General features: G+C 63.5%; 15 protein-coding genes. 10 read left to right on the forward strand and 5 right to left on the reverse strand.

Annotated features, from left to right (window positions below):
- Nucleotides 1-82: 82 nt before the first annotated feature.
- On the reverse strand, nt 83-760 hold the full coding sequence (locus NKI20_RS27630) for an MIP family channel protein (protein WP_352836368.1): 678 nt from the start codon (nt 758-760) through the stop codon (nt 83-85).
- 316 nt (nt 761-1,076) lie between these two features.
- On the opposite strand from NKI20_RS27630, the gene NKI20_RS27635 reads away from it, so the two are divergent.
- The 3 genes from NKI20_RS27635 (at nt 1,077) to NKI20_RS27645 (ending at nt 3,630) form a co-directional block, all read left to right on the forward strand.
- Nucleotides 1,077-2,366, forward strand: a complete 1,290-nt coding sequence (locus tag NKI20_RS27635; protein ID WP_352836371.1) for an RsmB/NOP family class I SAM-dependent RNA methyltransferase — start codon at nt 1,077-1,079, stop codon at nt 2,364-2,366.
- 141 nt (nt 2,367-2,507) lie between these two features.
- Nucleotides 2,508-2,966, forward strand: coding sequence for a PaaI family thioesterase (locus NKI20_RS27640; RefSeq protein WP_023756802.1), 459 nt, complete (start codon nt 2,508-2,510; stop codon nt 2,964-2,966).
- A 4-nt stretch (nt 2,967-2,970) separates the two neighbouring features.
- Nucleotides 2,971-3,630, forward strand: a complete 660-nt coding sequence (locus NKI20_RS27645) for a 5'-methylthioadenosine/S-adenosylhomocysteine nucleosidase (protein WP_352836375.1) — start codon at nt 2,971-2,973, stop codon at nt 3,628-3,630.
- Here the strand turns inward: NKI20_RS27645 and NKI20_RS27650 are convergent.
- Nucleotides 3,602-3,928, reverse strand: a complete 327-nt coding sequence (locus NKI20_RS27650; RefSeq protein ID WP_352836378.1) for a hypothetical protein — start codon at nt 3,926-3,928, stop codon at nt 3,602-3,604. The genes NKI20_RS27645 and NKI20_RS27650 overlap by 29 nt on opposite strands.
- Nucleotides 3,929-4,029: 101 nt before the next feature.
- On the opposite strand from NKI20_RS27650, the gene NKI20_RS27655 reads away from it, so the two are divergent.
- The gene (locus tag NKI20_RS27655) at nt 4,030-4,533 is read left to right on the forward strand and encodes a MarR family winged helix-turn-helix transcriptional regulator (RefSeq protein WP_352836380.1); all 504 of its coding nucleotides are present in this window, start codon (nt 4,030-4,032) and stop codon (nt 4,531-4,533) included.
- A gap of 55 nt (nt 4,534-4,588) precedes the next feature.
- Nucleotides 4,589-6,151, forward strand: a complete 1,563-nt coding sequence (gene guaA, locus NKI20_RS27660; protein WP_352836383.1) for a glutamine-hydrolyzing GMP synthase — start codon at nt 4,589-4,591, stop codon at nt 6,149-6,151.
- A gap of 324 nt (nt 6,152-6,475) precedes the next feature.
- On the opposite strand, the gene NKI20_RS27665 is transcribed toward guaA, so the two are convergent.
- Nucleotides 6,476-7,357, reverse strand: coding sequence for an AraC family transcriptional regulator (locus NKI20_RS27665; protein ID WP_352836386.1), 882 nt, complete (start codon nt 7,355-7,357; stop codon nt 6,476-6,478).
- Between the two features lie 188 nt (nt 7,358-7,545).
- Between NKI20_RS27665 and NKI20_RS27670 the strand changes: the two genes are divergently transcribed.
- Nucleotides 7,546-8,286, forward strand: coding sequence for an SDR family NAD(P)-dependent oxidoreductase (locus tag NKI20_RS27670; protein WP_352836389.1), 741 nt, complete (start codon nt 7,546-7,548; stop codon nt 8,284-8,286).
- A gap of 632 nt (nt 8,287-8,918) precedes the next feature.
- On the opposite strand, the gene NKI20_RS27675 is transcribed toward NKI20_RS27670, so the two are convergent.
- Both NKI20_RS27675 and NKI20_RS27680 read right to left on the reverse strand, forming a co-directional pair.
- Nucleotides 8,919-9,800 (reverse strand): quinone oxidoreductase family protein, encoded by an 882-nt coding sequence (locus tag NKI20_RS27675; protein ID WP_352836392.1) that lies wholly within the window; start codon nt 9,798-9,800, stop codon nt 8,919-8,921.
- 269 nt (nt 9,801-10,069) lie between these two features.
- Entirely contained in the window at nt 10,070-10,906 is an 837-nt protein-coding gene (locus NKI20_RS27680) for an alpha/beta fold hydrolase (protein ID WP_352836408.1), read from the reverse strand.
- 357 nt (nt 10,907-11,263) lie between these two features.
- Between NKI20_RS27680 and NKI20_RS27685 the strand changes: the two genes are divergently transcribed.
- The 4 genes from NKI20_RS27685 (at nt 11,264) to NKI20_RS27700 (ending at nt 14,796) form a co-directional block, all read left to right on the forward strand.
- On the forward strand, nt 11,264-12,163 hold the full coding sequence (locus tag NKI20_RS27685) for a LysR family transcriptional regulator (RefSeq protein WP_352836394.1): 900 nt from the start codon (nt 11,264-11,266) through the stop codon (nt 12,161-12,163).
- Nucleotides 12,164-12,364: 201 nt separating this feature from the next.
- Nucleotides 12,365-13,300, forward strand: a complete 936-nt coding sequence (locus NKI20_RS27690; RefSeq protein ID WP_352836397.1) for a pirin family protein — start codon at nt 12,365-12,367, stop codon at nt 13,298-13,300.
- A gap of 52 nt (nt 13,301-13,352) precedes the next feature.
- A complete protein-coding gene (locus tag NKI20_RS27695; protein ID WP_352836399.1) occupies nt 13,353-13,703 on the forward strand; it encodes a EutQ-related cupin domain-containing protein in 351 nt (116 codons plus the stop codon).
- Nucleotides 13,704-13,962: 259 nt separating this feature from the next.
- Nucleotides 13,963-14,796: an enoyl-CoA hydratase/isomerase family protein gene (locus tag NKI20_RS27700; protein ID WP_352836402.1), complete on the forward strand. Its 834-nt coding sequence runs from the start codon at nt 13,963-13,965 to the stop codon at nt 14,794-14,796.
- The last annotated feature ends 229 nt before the right edge of the window (nt 14,797-15,025 follow it).

The following is a 15,025-nucleotide window of genomic DNA, read 5'->3' on the forward strand; positions in this document are numbered from 1 at the left end:
TGTTGGTGAGGATCCGACGCGTCCATCGCCAACAAAAAGGCGCGGACGATGCCCGCGCCTTTTGTATTCAACCTTCCGAAGCTCAGTCCTTCTCGAAGACACGCGCCTTGGCGACGACGCCGGCGATGGCGCCGCCGATCAACGGTGCAACGATGAACAGCCAGAGCTGGCCGATCGCGGCAGTGCCGGAAAACAGCGCCGGGCCGATCGAACGGGCCGGGTTGAGCGACGTGCCGGTCACCGGGATGATGGCGAAGTGCAACCCTGCCAGGGTCAGGCCGATGACCAGCCCGGCGAACGCCGTCGAGTGCTTTTCAGCCGTGACGCCGAGGATTACGGTGACGAAGGTGAAGGTGCCGATCACTTCCCACAGGAACGCCGAGCTGACGCCCCATTTGGCCACGTCCCAGCCATTGGCGCCGAAGCCGCCGGTGTGTCCGCCAACCTGGCCGGAGACAATGATCCACAACGCCAGCGAGGCGATGATGGCGCCGACGACCTGCGCGATCCAGTAGGGGATGACGTCCTTGGCCGGCAGCCGGCCGGCAAGGAAGACGCCGAGCGTCACCGCCGGATTGAGATGCGCACCCGAAATGGGGCCGATCGCATAGGCCGCCGCAATCAGGCCGATGCCGAACGCCAGGCCGATGCCTTCCTGGCCGAGCGGCAGAGCGCCGCCGAAACCGCCCGTGACCACCGACGCCGTACCGATGAACACCAATAGAAATGTGCCTAGAACTTCCGCCAGATAAGTTTTCATTGCCCTCTCCTCGTAGCGATCCGCCGGTCCGCCTTTTCTGCGCCGCGAATCATGGCGCCAAGAGTATTCTCAACGGAAAAACTTGGGAAGCAGAGCGGTGCGCCACATGCCATGCTTGCGGTCGCCGGTCACGAATATTAGAGACCTTTCATCTATTGATCGATCTGCTGCCGCCGGCTTGAAGTATTTACTGGTTGGCTCGCTGGTCTCGGCTTGGGTTGCCGCGTCGTTGCCAGGCGGAAGCGGGGGTTCAATCCAGGCGCGAAAGGCTCTAAGAGCAGGCTGAGATCATGTGCTCGATTTGATGGAATGACGAATGCGACTGGGCGGACGGCTGGCTGCGGCCATCGAAGTGCTGGAAGACATCGGCCGGCGCCACCGGCCGGTGGCGGACGCGCTGAAGGACTGGGGCCTGTCGCATCGCTTCGCCGGCGGCGGTGACCGCGCGGCGATCGGCAACATCGTCTATGATGCCTTGCGCCACAAGCGGTCCGCCGGCTGGCTTTTGGACGAGGACATGCCGCGCGCCATCGGCTTCGGTGCCCTGCTTCTCGAATGGGGCCAGACCGCGCAATCGCTCAACGACGCCCTCGAAGGCGACAAGTTCGCACCGCCGCTGCTCACTGCCGCCGAGCTTCAGGCAATTGCCGAACGCCGGCTTGCCGATGCGCCGGGCGCGATACGAGCCGACATACCGGATTGGTGCGCGCCGCTTTTCGAGCGAGCCTTTGGCGCCACCTGGGTCGATGAGGGAGCGGCGCTTGCGACACGCCCGCCGCTCGACCTCAGGGTCAACACCTTGCAGTCCGATCGCGTCAAGGTGTTGGCCGAACTGTCGGGTACCGGCGCGAAACCCGCGGCAATCGCTCCGCAGGGTATCCGCATTCCGCCGATCGACGGCGACGGCAGGCATCCGAACGTCCAGGCTGAGCCGGCGTTCCAGAAAGGCTGGTTCGAGGTCCAGGACGAAGGCTCGCAGGTGGTGGCCGCCCTTGCCGGAGCCGAAGCCGGCATGCAGGTGCTGGATTTCTGCGCCGGCGCCGGCGGCAAGACGCTGGCGCTCTCGGCTTCTATGGGCAATACAGGCCAGATCTTTGCCCACGACGCCGAAAAGGCACGGCTGGCGCCGATCTTCGACCGCATCCGTCGCTCGGAAAACCGCAATATCCAGATCGTCACCAAACCGTCCGAACTCGCCCCGCTCGGCAACCACATGGACGTCGTGCTGGTGGATGCGCCTTGCACTGGCAGCGGCACCTGGCGGCGCCGTCCCGATGCCAAGTGGCGGCTGACGCAAAGACAGCTCGATGCCCGCAAGGGTGAGCAATCGGCGATCCTCGATGCGGCCAAGGCCTATGTCAGACCCGGCGGCCTGCTGGTCTACATCACTTGCTCGGTCTTCCCTGAGGAGAATTGCGAGCAGGTCGCGGCCTTCCGCGACCGCAACAGCGGATTTGTCCCGGTCGATCATCGCGCGCTCTGGGACGGCCGTTTTCCCGGCCACGCGGCAGCCGCACGCATCGGTGCCAAAGGGGACATCTCGTTGTCGCCGGCGCTAAGCGGCACCGACGGGTTTTACTTCTGTGCGTTGCGCAGGTCGGCCTGAACCTCATCGGAGATCGCCAATCCCTGGCGGATGCGAAACCCCTGCCGCCGGACGAGGCCGATTGTTGCAGTGCAGCAAAAGCATTTGCCTGCCGCCGGTGCCTCTGCAATAAGCTTATCCGCATAAAGGAAGGCAGCGGCCATGGCAGCAAAGATCGTACCCGCCCCCGACTATGACGACCGCGTCAGGACATCCTTCGCGCGTCAGAAAGCGATGGCCACGATCGGCGCCGAACTGACGCTGGTGACGCCCGGCATCATCGAGATCGAGATGCCCTATTCGGCCGCGCTCACCCAGCAGCACGGCTTTCTCCACGCCGGCGTCATTTCGATCGCGCTGGACTCGGCCTGCGGCTATGCGGCGTTTTCGCTGATGCCGGAAAACTCAGGCGTGCTGACGATCGAGTTCAAGGTCAATCTGCTGGCGCCGGGCCGAGGCGAGCGCTTCCTGTTCCGCGGCTCGGTGACCAAACCCGGCCGCACCATCATCGTCGCCGACGGCCAAGCCTATGCCTTCGCCGCCGATGGCGAGGCCAAGCTGATCGCCACGATGACCGGAACGATGATGACGGTGGTCGGGCGCGACGGCATAGAAGGCTGATCCGATGGGCAGCGTTGTGCGACTAGGCGGCAAGGACGTCCTCTTCGTCATGGCGGCGCAGGCCGAATACGGCCCGCACCTCAAGCGGCTGTTCACGCCATTGATGACGGGCGTCGGGCCGGTCGAGGCCGGCGTCAGGCTCGGCGCCGAACTCTCCTGGCTGAAGTCGCGGAAGGCGCTGCCGGACCTTGTCGTGTCGCTCGGCTCAGCCGGCAGCCGGACGCTGGAGCAGACGGAAATCTACCAGGCGGTCTCGGTCAGCTATCGCGATATCGACGCCTCGCCGCTCGGTTTCGAGAAAGGGGCGACGCCGTTTCTCGATCTGCCGGTGACCGTATCGTTGCCGTTCCGCATTCCTGGGATCAAGGAAGCGACGCTGTCGACCGGCGGCGCGATCGTCACCGGCGCGGCCTATGATGCGATCGCCGCCGACATGGTCGACATGGAAACCTTCGCTTGCCTGCGCGCCTGCCAGTTGTTCGATGTCCCGCTGATAGGACTGCGCGGCATTTCCGACGGCGCGGCTGATCTCAGGCACGTCGGCGACTGGACCGAATATCTGCACGTCATCGACGAGAAGCTGGCAGACGCCGTCACGCGCCTCGAACAGGCGATCGAGTTGGGCGCAATCGATTTCAGGGCTGCTGACGCGGCAGGTTCTTAGCGTTGCCGAACAGCACCCCGATCATCCTGAAGCGAACGGCATTGTCGCGGTTGACGTAGGTGATGGATCCCGGTTCATGGTGCAGGGTCCAGCGCCCTGTCACACCCGTGTCCCAGTCCGTGACATAGCTGTCATCGAGCATCCTCCAGCGCCCGCTGCGCGCCTCGCCATCATCGAGAAGCATGTGCGCGGCGCCTTCGTTCTCAAAATAGACGTAGGCCTCCTTGCCGTTTCGCTCCAGCACATGGGTCATGCCCGGAATGAGGATCGCAAGACTTTCCTTTTGCAGCGCCGTCATATTGTTCTCCTTGAGTGAATTCGGCGATTGCTTCGGCCATGGTCGCCACGTAAGGTTAGCGTATAGTCAAGCTACTTGACTATCTACAGGGTGAATTGAATTTGGTCAAGCATCTTGACAAAAAAACCGAAGCGCTGCCCGATCACATCGGCTGGCGACTATGGCAGGCAAGCCGTGCCTGGCAGGCCGAATTTGCCGCCGCGATGCGGTCCGCCGGTCACGGCTGGTTCACCGAAGCGCGCGCCGGATTGCTTGGACACATCGCCAGGGCAGGCATACGGCAGTCGGCATTGATCGAACGCTCGGCAATCTCCAAGCAGGCGGTCCAGCAACTGCTCGACGGCCTTGAGGCGGAAGGCATCGTCGAGCGTCTGCCTGATCCGCAAGATGGCCGCGGCAAGCTGGTGCGCCACACCCGCAAGGGACTGGATGCCTTGCGAGACGGCGATCGTATCAAGATGGAGATCGAGCGCCGCTATGTCAGTCGCATTGGCGAGGAGCGGTTCACGGCGCTGATGGGCGCTCTGCGGGCGCTCGCGGCCGGAGAAGCTGCTGCAACGGATGAAGACGCTGGCGCTGAAGGTGAAGTCGTGGAATCGAAGTGACAGCTAGGCCTCTCAACCCATTGCGCCGACTCGTTTCTTTCTCTAAACGCTCGCCATGAAAACAGCCAATCATCCCGACACCGTCCTGATTGTCGATTTCGGCAGCCAGTTTACCCAGCTCATCGCCCGCCGCATCCGCGAGGCCGGCGTGTTTTCCGAGATCGTGCCGTTCCAGTCGGCCGAAGCGGCATTCAAGCGCATCAATCCGAAAGCTGTCATCCTGTCCGGCGGCCCGGCTTCTACCGGCGATATCGGCAGCCCGCGCGCGCCGCAGATCGTCTTCGATGCCGGCGTGCCGGTGCTTGGCATCTGCTACGGCCAGATGGCCATGTGCGTGCAGATGGGCGGCGTCGCCGAAAGCTCCGACCATCGCGAGTTCGGCCGCGCCTTTGTCGAGATCGAAAAGGACAGCCCGCTGTTCGAGGGCCTCTGGGCCCCCGGCCAGCGCCACCAGGTGTGGATGAGCCATGGCGACCGTGTCATCTCCTTGCCCAAGGGGTTCGAAGTGTTCGGCAGGTCGGAAGGCTCGCCCTTCGCCATCTTCGGCAACGTCGAGCGCAAGATGTACGGCATCATGTTCCACCCCGAGGTGGTGCACACGCCGGACGGTGCCAGGTTGCTGCGGAACTTCGTCCACAACATCGCCGGCATCGAGGGCGACTGGACCATGCGCGCTTACCGCGAGCACGCCGTCGAGGCCATTCGCAAGCAGGTCGGCAAGGGCAAGGTCATCTGCGCGTTGTCGGGCGGCGTCGACTCCTCCGTCGCGGCGCTGTTGATCCACGAGGCGGTCGGCGACCAGCTGACCTGCATCCTTGTCGACCACGGCCTGATGCGCAAGGACGAGGCCGCCGGCGTCGTGGCGATGTTCCGCGAGCACTACAATTTGCCGCTCATTCTGGTGAACGCATCGGACCGTTTCATCGACGCCCTTGAAGGCGAGTCGGATCCCGAGAAAAAGCGCAAGACCATCGGCCGGCTGTTCATCGAGGTGTTCGAGGAGGAGGCCGAGAAACTCGGTGGCGCCGATTTCCTGGCGCAAGGCACGCTCTATCCCGACGTCATCGAAAGCGTCTCCTTCACCGGCGGCCCGTCGGTGACGATCAAGTCGCATCACAATGTCGGCGGCCTGCCGGCGCGCATGAACATGCAACTGGTCGAGCCCCTGCGCGAACTGTTCAAGGACGAGGTGAGGGCGCTCGGCAAGGAACTCGGCCTGCCCGAAAGCTTCATTGGCCGCCATCCTTTTCCCGGCCCCGGTCTCGCCATCCGCTGCCCGGGCGGCATCACCCGCGAAAAGCTGGAGATCCTGCGCGAGGCCGACGCCATCTATCTCGACGAGATCCGCAAGGCCGGCCTCTACGACGCCATCTGGCAGGCCTTCGCCGTGTTGCTGCCGGTGCAGACCGTCGGCGTGATGGGCGACGGCCGCACCTACGAATTCGTCTGCGCACTGCGCGCCGTCACCTCCGTCGACGGCATGACGGCGGATTTCTACCACTACGACATGGCCTTCCTCGGCGCCGCCGCCACCCGCATCATCAACGAAGTCCGCGGCATCAACCGCGTCGTCTACGACGTCACCTCAAAGCCGCCGGGGACGATCGAGTGGGAATGATTCAGACCTACCCAAACGCCGCCAAAAATACGCCAATCTGCGACGTTAACGTACTGAAAACAAAAATAAATCCTTTCAGGGACAATCAGCGACAATCGGCAGGCAGAGATTGGCTTTAACGGACTGCGCTTAGTCTGCCATTTATGGTCTCTTAGCGCGCCATCTTGGCCAAAGGCACGCTGGCTAGCTTTCGAAAACCGAAATTCTTTATGATGTACCCGAAGGCCACCCGATCGTTCGGCATCTGTGCTCGAATCCCCCGCCCGCTAAACAGCGCCGATTGCCCTTCATGGCGCTTATGACCCGAAGTATTGGCGGCGCATCTCAACGCTGTAGATCAGCAATAGGCGAACTGCCAAACATGCTCTTGTACTCTCGGCTAAACTGCGAGGGACTAACGTATCCGACCTCATACGCCACGCGTGACACGCTGGCGCTACCGGCTGCCAACAGCTTTCGAGCCTCCAGAAGGCGCATATGACGTTGAAAGGCGAGCGGGCTGTAACCTGTAACCGCCTTGAAGTGCCGGTGAAATGAGGTGACGCTCATGCCTGCGGAAGCCGCCAGATCGGGGATAATAACGGGCTTGCTATGGTTAGCGGCGAGCCAATCGGCCGCCGCCTTGAGCTGTTGAAATCGCGCGTTTCGTTGGCCGATCTGGCGGAGCGTATCGCCCATGGGGCTCTGCAAAAGACGATAGTAAAGTTCGGCCTCGTAGTGCGGCGCAAGCATGCCGATGTCGTCAGGACTGTTCAGGAGTCCGACGAGACGAGCGAACGCCTCGCCCAGCGAACCGTTCAGATCGCCTGCTGCTATTGCGCATGTCCAGCGATCATCGCGCTTGGGCATATCGAGCATGACGCGAGTCAGCATGCCGATATCGAGATGAAGGCTTACCCCAACATAGGGTAGTTCGGTCGTCCCTCCGGCTAACTGGTGACTATAGGGCAGACCGAAGGACGATACCGCGCAGGCGCCGGCTAGTAGCTCGAAGCGGTTGGCGCCCATAGTCAGGATCTTGGTGCCCCGCGCGACGGTGTAGAACATGGGCTCGAATATCGCCGACGTCGGTAGCGTGGCGCGTGTGCTGGCCCATACCGTCAGGCGCGGGACAGGTGTCGAGCGCCCCACCGGTCCCGGAAGCGGAGCTATGTAGGCGGCAACGTCGTCCAGCAGGCGGCGGGTAGTGCTCTCGGGATCAGGCATATCCCATAGATGGCCATTTGGTAGGATTAGGCAAGCCTAAGGCATGATCAGGAATGTCGTTGCTTTCCTGCCGGCCTATCTTGCAGACATGAAGGAGAAAATACGTGGATCGGCCTGGCGGCGCCTGTCGCGGTCTCACGCGGGCCATCCGGGCTCTTGAACTAACAGCGGTAGAAAAGGACAAACGAGTGATCGATTTGAACGGAAAGCGTGCACTGGTGACTGGAGGATCGCGTGGCATCGGCGCGGCGATCGCGCTTACACTTGCGGAGAACGGTGCCGACGTCGCATTTACGTATCAGCGCTCGGCCGAGAAAGCTGAAGCGGTGGCCAAATCCATCGAAAGCGCAGGGCGCCGAGCAGTCGTCATCCAGGCCGACAGCGCCGATCCGGAGGCTATCGCGCGTTCCGTGAGCGAAGCCGTCGCAGCGCTCGGCGGGCTGGATATTCTCGTCAACAGCGCAGCTATAGGCCTCAGCGGAACGATCGCCGACATCGACTTGGACGCATATCAGGCCTTGATGGATGTCAATGTGCGAGCACCAGTGCTGTTTGCAAAGGCAGTCATTCCGCATCTCGCCGAAGGAGGACGCATCATTTCGATCGGTTCGGGCCTAGGGGAGCGGGTGCCGTTTCCGGGCGTGACAGCCTATGCGATGTCCAAGGCGGCGCTCACCTCTTTCACCCGCGGCCTTTCGCGCGAACTCGGCCCGAACGGCATCACCGTGAACCTCGTGCAGCCCGGGTCGACCGATACGGATGCAAATCCGGCGAATGGGGAGGCTGCCGATTTCCAGCGAAACCTGACATCTTTGGGGCGCTACGCCGAGCCACGAGAAGTCGCGAACGCTGTGGCCTTTCTCGCGAGTCCCGCCGCGAGCGTGATTACGGGCGCCATCCTGACCGCCGACGGGGGCGCGATCGCCTGAGCCGACGTGATCTTCGCCAGAAGGCCAATCGCCTGCTCCAAGATGAATTAAGCGCCGCACGGCATGATCGAGGAGTGCAAGAGCCGACCCGGCATAGCCGCTAAGGTCTGGCTTCAATAGGGCCAAGTTGGTGGCATGTGCTCGCTCGGACGGGCGCAGCCACCACTTCGGCAAATGTGCGGCGTATCAACGCTGTGAGCGGACAACGAGGTGAATGCAGCTCGCCCCTGAGAGGCAAGCCGCACAAGGCACGCCGCTGTCCTCGTCTGGCGTCCTAAAGCCGCCTGACCGGGTGGCCAACCTATCCACCTAGCGGGAGTACGGTGTGCGTGCGGCTCTACTGACCGCGGCTCTGCGCGTGAGCAGGCCAGCGAAGGCGCCCTTCCGCGAAAACGGCAGCAGACCACATAGCGGAAGCCGCTCAATCGATGATGGCGGTGACGCCGATCTCGAAGCGCATCGCCGGCAGGCCCAAAGCCTCGACCCCGACCTGCGTCCAGACCGGCGCGTGGTGCGGAAACGTTCGCCAAAGCCCGGCGTGACGATGAATTCGGGCTTATCCATTTTCTCTCTCCTGGCTTGGTTCGATGGCCGACCCGGCATACGCACGCGCGATCATCCGACCTAGATGCTCATTGCCTGGCCGAGACGATGACGACGCGCCCGAGGATGGAATTGCTTTCGGCATAGGCGTGGGCCTCGGCGGCGGCCGCAAGGGGAAACGTCCTGTCCACGATCACCTTGAGGTCCCCGGTTGCAGCCAGCTCCAGCATGCTGGAGACGGTGAGGTGGACATCCGGCTTTTCCAATTGCGTTCCCATGAAGACGCCGAAAAGCGATTGGTTCGCCCGTAGCGCTGACCACAGATCGATACCGAGCTGCGAACCGCCGGCGTTGCCGACGAAGACCAGCCTCCCCTCGGGGCGGAGCGCCGCCAGGGAACCTTGCAAGGTGGTTCCTACCGGGTCCACGACGAGATCCGCGCCACGACCTTCCGTCAGACGCATGACCGTATCGACGACGTCGGCCGAGCGATGATCGATCGCATGATCGAGGCCGAGCCCGACAAGGCGTTTCGCCCTCTCGACCCCGGAGACCGTTGCAAGCACGGTCGCGCCTGTCAGATGCGCGAGCTGGATGGCGGCGAGCCCGACGCCGCCGGCGCCTGCCTGGATGAGGACAGTTTCGCCACGCTTCAAACCACCCCGTGCGAAGAGGCAGTGATGGGCGGTCCCGAATGCGATAGGCAGAGCTGCAGCAGCGGCCATGTCGAGTCCTCCCGGCACAGGCCAGGTCCGGCTGACGGAAACTGCACGCAACTCCGCGTGCGACCCGGCGAGATCGAAGCTCGTCACCTTCTGGCCCACCTGGCGATTCTTCACGTTCTCTCCGACCGCGATGACTTCGCCAGCGGCCGCATAGCCGACGATGAAGGCTGGATGGGGTGGAGGCGTGGACGCACGATTGATCAGGTCACCGCCCTCGATAGCGGCAGCCTCGACGCGGATCAGCACGCCATCGCCTGGGCAAACCGGATCGGGGACATCCGCATAACGAAGGACATCCGGCGGGCCGGGGTGATCATAGATGGCTGCTTTCATGGTTCTCTCACTGCGCCATCGCTCGCTTGAGGGGACGGTTAGACGCGCCGATGAGGCGACCGGCGAATACAGCGCCGACCCGGAAAGGGGCGCCGGTAACGATGGCGACAGGTCTTATGGCCGGCATCTTTGTCCCTCATCGTGCTCCTGGTATTGCCGTGGAGCCCCGCCCCGCAGCCACTTTAGTTCGTGACGAACTTCAGAAGGTCGGCGTTCAGTACGTCGGCATTCACCGTCAGCATCCCGTGCGAGAAACCGGGATAGGTCTTCAGCGAGCCGTTCGGCAGCAGCTTGGCCGCCTTCAAAGCCGAGGCGGCGATCGGAACGACCTGGTCGTCCTCGCCGTGCAGCACCAGCGTCGGCACGGTGATCGCCTTGAGGTCTTCGGTCTGGTCGGTTTGCGAGAAGGCCTTGATGCCGTCGTAATGCGCCTTGGCGCTCCCCATCATGCCCTGGCGCCACCAGTTCTGGATCACGCCTTCATGCACCGTCACGCCCGCGCGGTTGAAACCGTAGAACGGGCCCGACGGGACGTCGCGGAAGAACTGTGCGCGGTTGCTGGCCAGCGCCGTCCGAAAGCCGTCGAAGACCTCCATCGGCGTGCCTTTGGGATTGTCGTCGGTCTTCAGCATCAGCGGCGGGATGGCCGCGACGAGGACGGCCTTGGCCACCCGGCGCGCGGGTTCGCCGTGTCGCGCCACGTACCGCGCCACTTCGCCACCACCGGTGGAATGGCCGATGTGAACTGCGTTCTTCAGGTCCAGCGCCTTGGCAACGGCAAACGCGTCGGCCGCGTAATGATCGATGTCGTGACCGTCGGCGACCTGCTCCGAGCGTCCGTGGCCGCGCCGGTCATGCGCGACGACGCGATAGCCCTTTGACAGGAAGAACAGCATCTGCGCATCCCAGTCGTCCGAGCTGAGCGGCCAGCCATGGTGAAAAATGATGGGCTGGGCGTCCTTGGGACCCCAATCCTTGTAGAAAATCTGTACATCGTCGTCGGTCGTGACAAAGCCCATGGGGTGTTTTCCTACGTGAACATCGTGGGTGATCGGCCTCGCGGCATGCGCAGTGCATGGCGAAAAGGTGAAGCTTGCGGCAAGGGCCGAGGTCGAGATCAGGGCTTCGCGGCGGCTGAGCGGCACGCGCGGAGCGGAGCTGGGAGGCATTGAGGAGTCTCCGCGAGTTAATCAAAAGGCGACGCGGCGGTATCTCACGCCGTCGCCGCACATGAACGGTCTGTCACGGCGGGCAGATTGAGCCGCTTCGAGACTTGGGCCAGCGGGTAACGCTGCCGAGCGCAATTTGATGTTCCTTTCGGGGATGCGGTAGTGTCATAGTCAGGCACGCTGTGTCGCGAAACGAGGAACGCCGACTTGGACATCGAGGATCTACAGACATTCGTCGCAGTGGCCGATGCGGGGGGCGTATCGGCCGCCGCGCGCCGGCTCGGCGTCTCCAAGTCAATCGTCAGCCGGCGGCTCTTTCGGGTTGAAGCGGAACTTGGCGTCCAGCTTCTTGCACGAACGACCCGCGGCGCCGCGCTCACGGAAGCGGGGATCACGTTCAGGGACCATGCGGCCCGGGCCAGCGCCGAGATCGACACCGCAAGGGAAACGATCCTCCCCACCGGCGAACTGCGCGGCCGCCTGAGGGTCGCCATGCCGCTTACTTTCGGCCCAACCCACTTCGCCCCCGTCCTCGCGGAAATGGCGCGCCTGCACCCGAAGCTTCAAATCCATACCTCCTACAGCGATCGCTTCGTCGATCTGATCGCCGAAGGTTTCGATTGCGCGATCCGGGGCGCCTACCTTCAGGACTCCAACCTGATCGCGAAGCGCGTTGGGCCGATCCATGGCAAGCTTGTCGCCAGCCCGGACTATATCGAAGCGCACGGGTCACCAGAGACCCTGGACGAACTCGTCACCCATCAGGCCCTCATGCAGGGAACGGTAGCCTGGCAGTTCATGGATGGCAGCAAGATCGTCACGGTCCAGCCGCAGGGCAGGTTCAAGGCCGACAGCGCTACGGCGCTTGCCGCCGCGGCGGCGGCAGGTCTCGGCATGGCCTGGCTCCCCGATTGCATCACACATGAATATGTGGCCTCCGGCGCTCTGGTCCCGATCATGACACGCTATCCGGTGCCTCCGGGGGCCGCATTTGTCGTCCGCCCTCCGGGTCAGCATCCCACGCGGAAAGTGCGGGTGCTCACGGAGATGCTGATCGAGTACTTCGCGCGAAATCCGGAGGTCTGGGGCCTCGATCCTAAAACATGACCAGAGCGAGGCCTGATCAGGCTGCGTCGGCGATCACTCCACTGCGGGGCCGCTGAGCTCGACGCCATGGCCCGCACGTTCCACTTACCGCGACACAGCTTGACGTAGTCCGGGGCTAGCCGGGCAGACGGCCGTGCGCCAGCTTTGCATTTGCATCGGCAAGGGCGAGGCCTGCCGGAAGCCCGGAAGTGGAGAAGGCGCATGAGTTGGAATCCGGCGATCGATCCCGGTTGCACCGATGAGGTCGGCCTCGACGCGATCGAGACGCTCATCGTTCCCCGCTCTCGCGATCTCGGCGGCTTCGAGGTCCGGCGCGCCCTGCCGGCACCGAAGCGGCAGATGGTAGGCCCCTTCATCTTCTTCGATCAGGCCGGGCCGGCCGAGTTCCTGACCGGACAGGGCGTCGACGTTCGGCCGCATCCGCATATCGGTCTCGGCACCGTCACCTATCTCTATCGCGGCGACTTCCATCACCGCGACAGCACCGGGGCCGACCAGACGATCCGTCCCGGCGAGCTGAACTGGATGGTCGCCGGGCGCGGCGTGACCCATTCCGAGCGCACGTCCGCGGCGGCCCGAAGCGGTCCGAACGGTCTGTTCGGAATCCAGACCTGGCTGGCGCTGCCGGAGCGTCACGAGGATATGGCGCCGATGTTCGAGCATCATGGCAGGGAGGCCCTGCCGGTGATCGAGGATAGCGGCGTCTCTGTCCGGCTCATCCTCGGGGACGCCTATGGCGAGAAGGCCCCCGCGACAATGTACTCGGAAACATTCTACGCCGACGTGAAGCTCGATGCGGGGGGCCGGTTACCGATGCCGCACGATCACGAGGACCGAGGCATCTACATCGTCGAAGGCTCGATTTCGATCGCGGGCCAGGAGTACGAGGCGGGCCGGATGATGGTCGTTCGCCCCGGCGACAGGATCACGGTCGCCGCCGGCGGCAGAGGCGCGCGCCTGATGATCCTCGGTGGCGCGACCCTTTCGGGCCCCCGCTACATCTGGTGGAATTTCGTCGCGTCTTCGCAGGAGCGCATCGAGGAGGCCAAGGCCGAGTGGCGGGCGCAGAACTGGGGCAAAGGCCGCTTCGATCTCCCGGTCGATGACCGGGATGAGCACATTCCCCTTCCGGGCTGACCGGTGCCGATGACGCGATCGCCGACCACACCGGCTAGAAGGAGCAGATCCCATGGAGGTTCGCAAGTTCACCATCACCGACGCAGTGCTGGAGCGCTCCCCGGGACAGGACGGGGACGTGTTTGTGGGCAATCTGGTCGACCAGCGCCATGGCTCCCCGATCACCATCGGCTATGGGCGCTATGGGCCGAACCAGGCACTCGAGGAGACAATGGCCGTCGATGATGTGATGGTCGTCATCGAGGGGCGGCTGTCGGTGTCGGGAAACTCAGGCAGCGTCACTGCGGGGCCGGGCGAGATCGTCCATATGCCCAAGGGCCAGAAGGTCACGATCCGCTCGCACGAGCAAGGCGCGCTCACCGCCTATGTCACTTATCCCCACTGGCAGGAGGCCCGGGAGTAAGTCCTTCAGGCAACGGCGCAGGCTCGACGTCCACGCGTTTCAGGCATGACGCGCTATCGGCCTCCTCCGGCGGCGGGCCCGCACGACTTTACGCCTTGGTGCGCTGGGGGGCGCTGGCCCCTTGTTGGCCGGCGCAATAGCGATTGAGCTCGTGTTGAGCCCCATTCTAGTCTTGTGGCTGAACCGCCTCCAGCAACACAGCCGCTCTTGAATGTGCAAACGCAGGCTCTGGAGCCCTTGAGAAATAGCGAGATCCGCCATGACTGACACAGATTTCCGCACGCTTCGTATTTCTCGGGCCGGCGGGGTTGCGACGATCACGATCGACAATCCGCCGGTCAATGTCCTCGACGTTCCGTTGATGAGCGAGATCCGCGGCATTCTCCTGTCCCTGCGCGACGACCCGAACACCCGCGTCATCGTGTTCCAGAGCGCAGATCCGGAGTTCTTCATCGCCCATGTCGACATGACATTGATCGATGAGCCGCACGCCTTCGACGACCTCGCGCGCGACGCGCCCGGCGACCTCAATCCGTTCCAAGCGTTCGGGGAGCTTCTGCGCCAGCAGCCGCAGGTGACGATCGTCAAGCTCGCGGGCCTCGCCCGCGGCGGTGGCGCGGAGTTCGTCGCGGCGGCCGACATGGCGTTTGCCGCTGAAGGACATGCCGGGCTTGCTCAGTGCGAGGCGTTGATGGGCATCACGCCCGGAGGAGGCGCTACCCAATATCTGTCCAGTCGGATGACGCGCGGTCGTGCACTTGAAGTGATCCTCGGCGGCGAGTTGATCGACGCTACGACGGCAGAACGCTACGGCTGGATCAATCGCGCACTGCCGGCGACGGAGCTTGACGGCTTTGTTGATCGGCTGGCGCGCAACGTCGCCGCCTTGCCCACCGGCGTCATTGCAGCGGCCAAGAAGGCCGTGCCCCTCGTAGACCTTCGAGACGGGTATCGTCGCGAGCACGACGCGTGGGCGAGCCTCTTTCAGCGTCCCGCGGCCGAAAAGCTGATCCGAGGCGGGCTCAAGGCTGGAGCACAGACCAGGGATGGCGAGCGAAATCTGGAAGGCTTGCTCCGTGCGTTGGAGATCTAACGCGCGCCCCGCCGGCATCGGCAACGTCCACGAACGTCTTCAGATCTTCGATTTCTATTCAGCGTTCCCAAATGTGCGACACAGCACACCACGAAGCGACGCTACCGCATCGAAAACAGGAATGGCAATCCTTCAGCGGAGACGCCAGGGCGGAATCATGAATCGTTAACGCTCTGGTAACCAAGCGGGATTCTGTTGGCCGGGAAGGAGACCGGCGATGGACGCAAGC

It is taken from the genome of Mesorhizobium sp. M0830, assembly GCF_040319965.1.
Classification (GTDB): domain Bacteria; phylum Pseudomonadota; class Alphaproteobacteria; order Rhizobiales; family Rhizobiaceae; genus Mesorhizobium.

Coding starts and splice junctions, on each gene's coding strand:
- NKI20_RS27630 (WP_352836368.1), bottom strand. CDS start 760: ATGAAAACTTATCTGGCGGAAGTTCTAGGCACATTTCTATTGGTGTTC.
- NKI20_RS27635 (WP_352836371.1), top strand. CDS start 1,077: ATGCGACTGGGCGGACGGCTGGCTGCGGCCATCGAAGTGCTGGAAGAC.
- NKI20_RS27640 (WP_023756802.1), top strand. CDS start 2,508: ATGGCAGCAAAGATCGTACCCGCCCCCGACTATGACGACCGCGTCAGG.
- NKI20_RS27645 (WP_352836375.1), top strand. CDS start 2,971: ATGGGCAGCGTTGTGCGACTAGGCGGCAAGGACGTCCTCTTCGTCATG.
- NKI20_RS27650 (WP_352836378.1), bottom strand. CDS start 3,928: ATGACGGCGCTGCAAAAGGAAAGTCTTGCGATCCTCATTCCGGGCATG.
- guaA (WP_352836383.1), top strand. CDS start 4,589: ATGAAAACAGCCAATCATCCCGACACCGTCCTGATTGTCGATTTCGGC.
- NKI20_RS27665 (WP_352836386.1), bottom strand. CDS start 7,357: ATGCCTGATCCCGAGAGCACTACCCGCCGCCTGCTGGACGACGTTGCC.
- NKI20_RS27680 (WP_352836408.1), bottom strand. CDS start 10,906: ATGGGCTTTGTCACGACCGACGACGATGTACAGATTTTCTACAAGGAT.
- NKI20_RS27690 (WP_352836397.1), top strand. CDS start 12,365: ATGAGTTGGAATCCGGCGATCGATCCCGGTTGCACCGATGAGGTCGGC.
- NKI20_RS27695 (WP_352836399.1), top strand. CDS start 13,353: ATGGAGGTTCGCAAGTTCACCATCACCGACGCAGTGCTGGAGCGCTCC.
- NKI20_RS27700 (WP_352836402.1), top strand. CDS start 13,963: ATGACTGACACAGATTTCCGCACGCTTCGTATTTCTCGGGCCGGCGGG.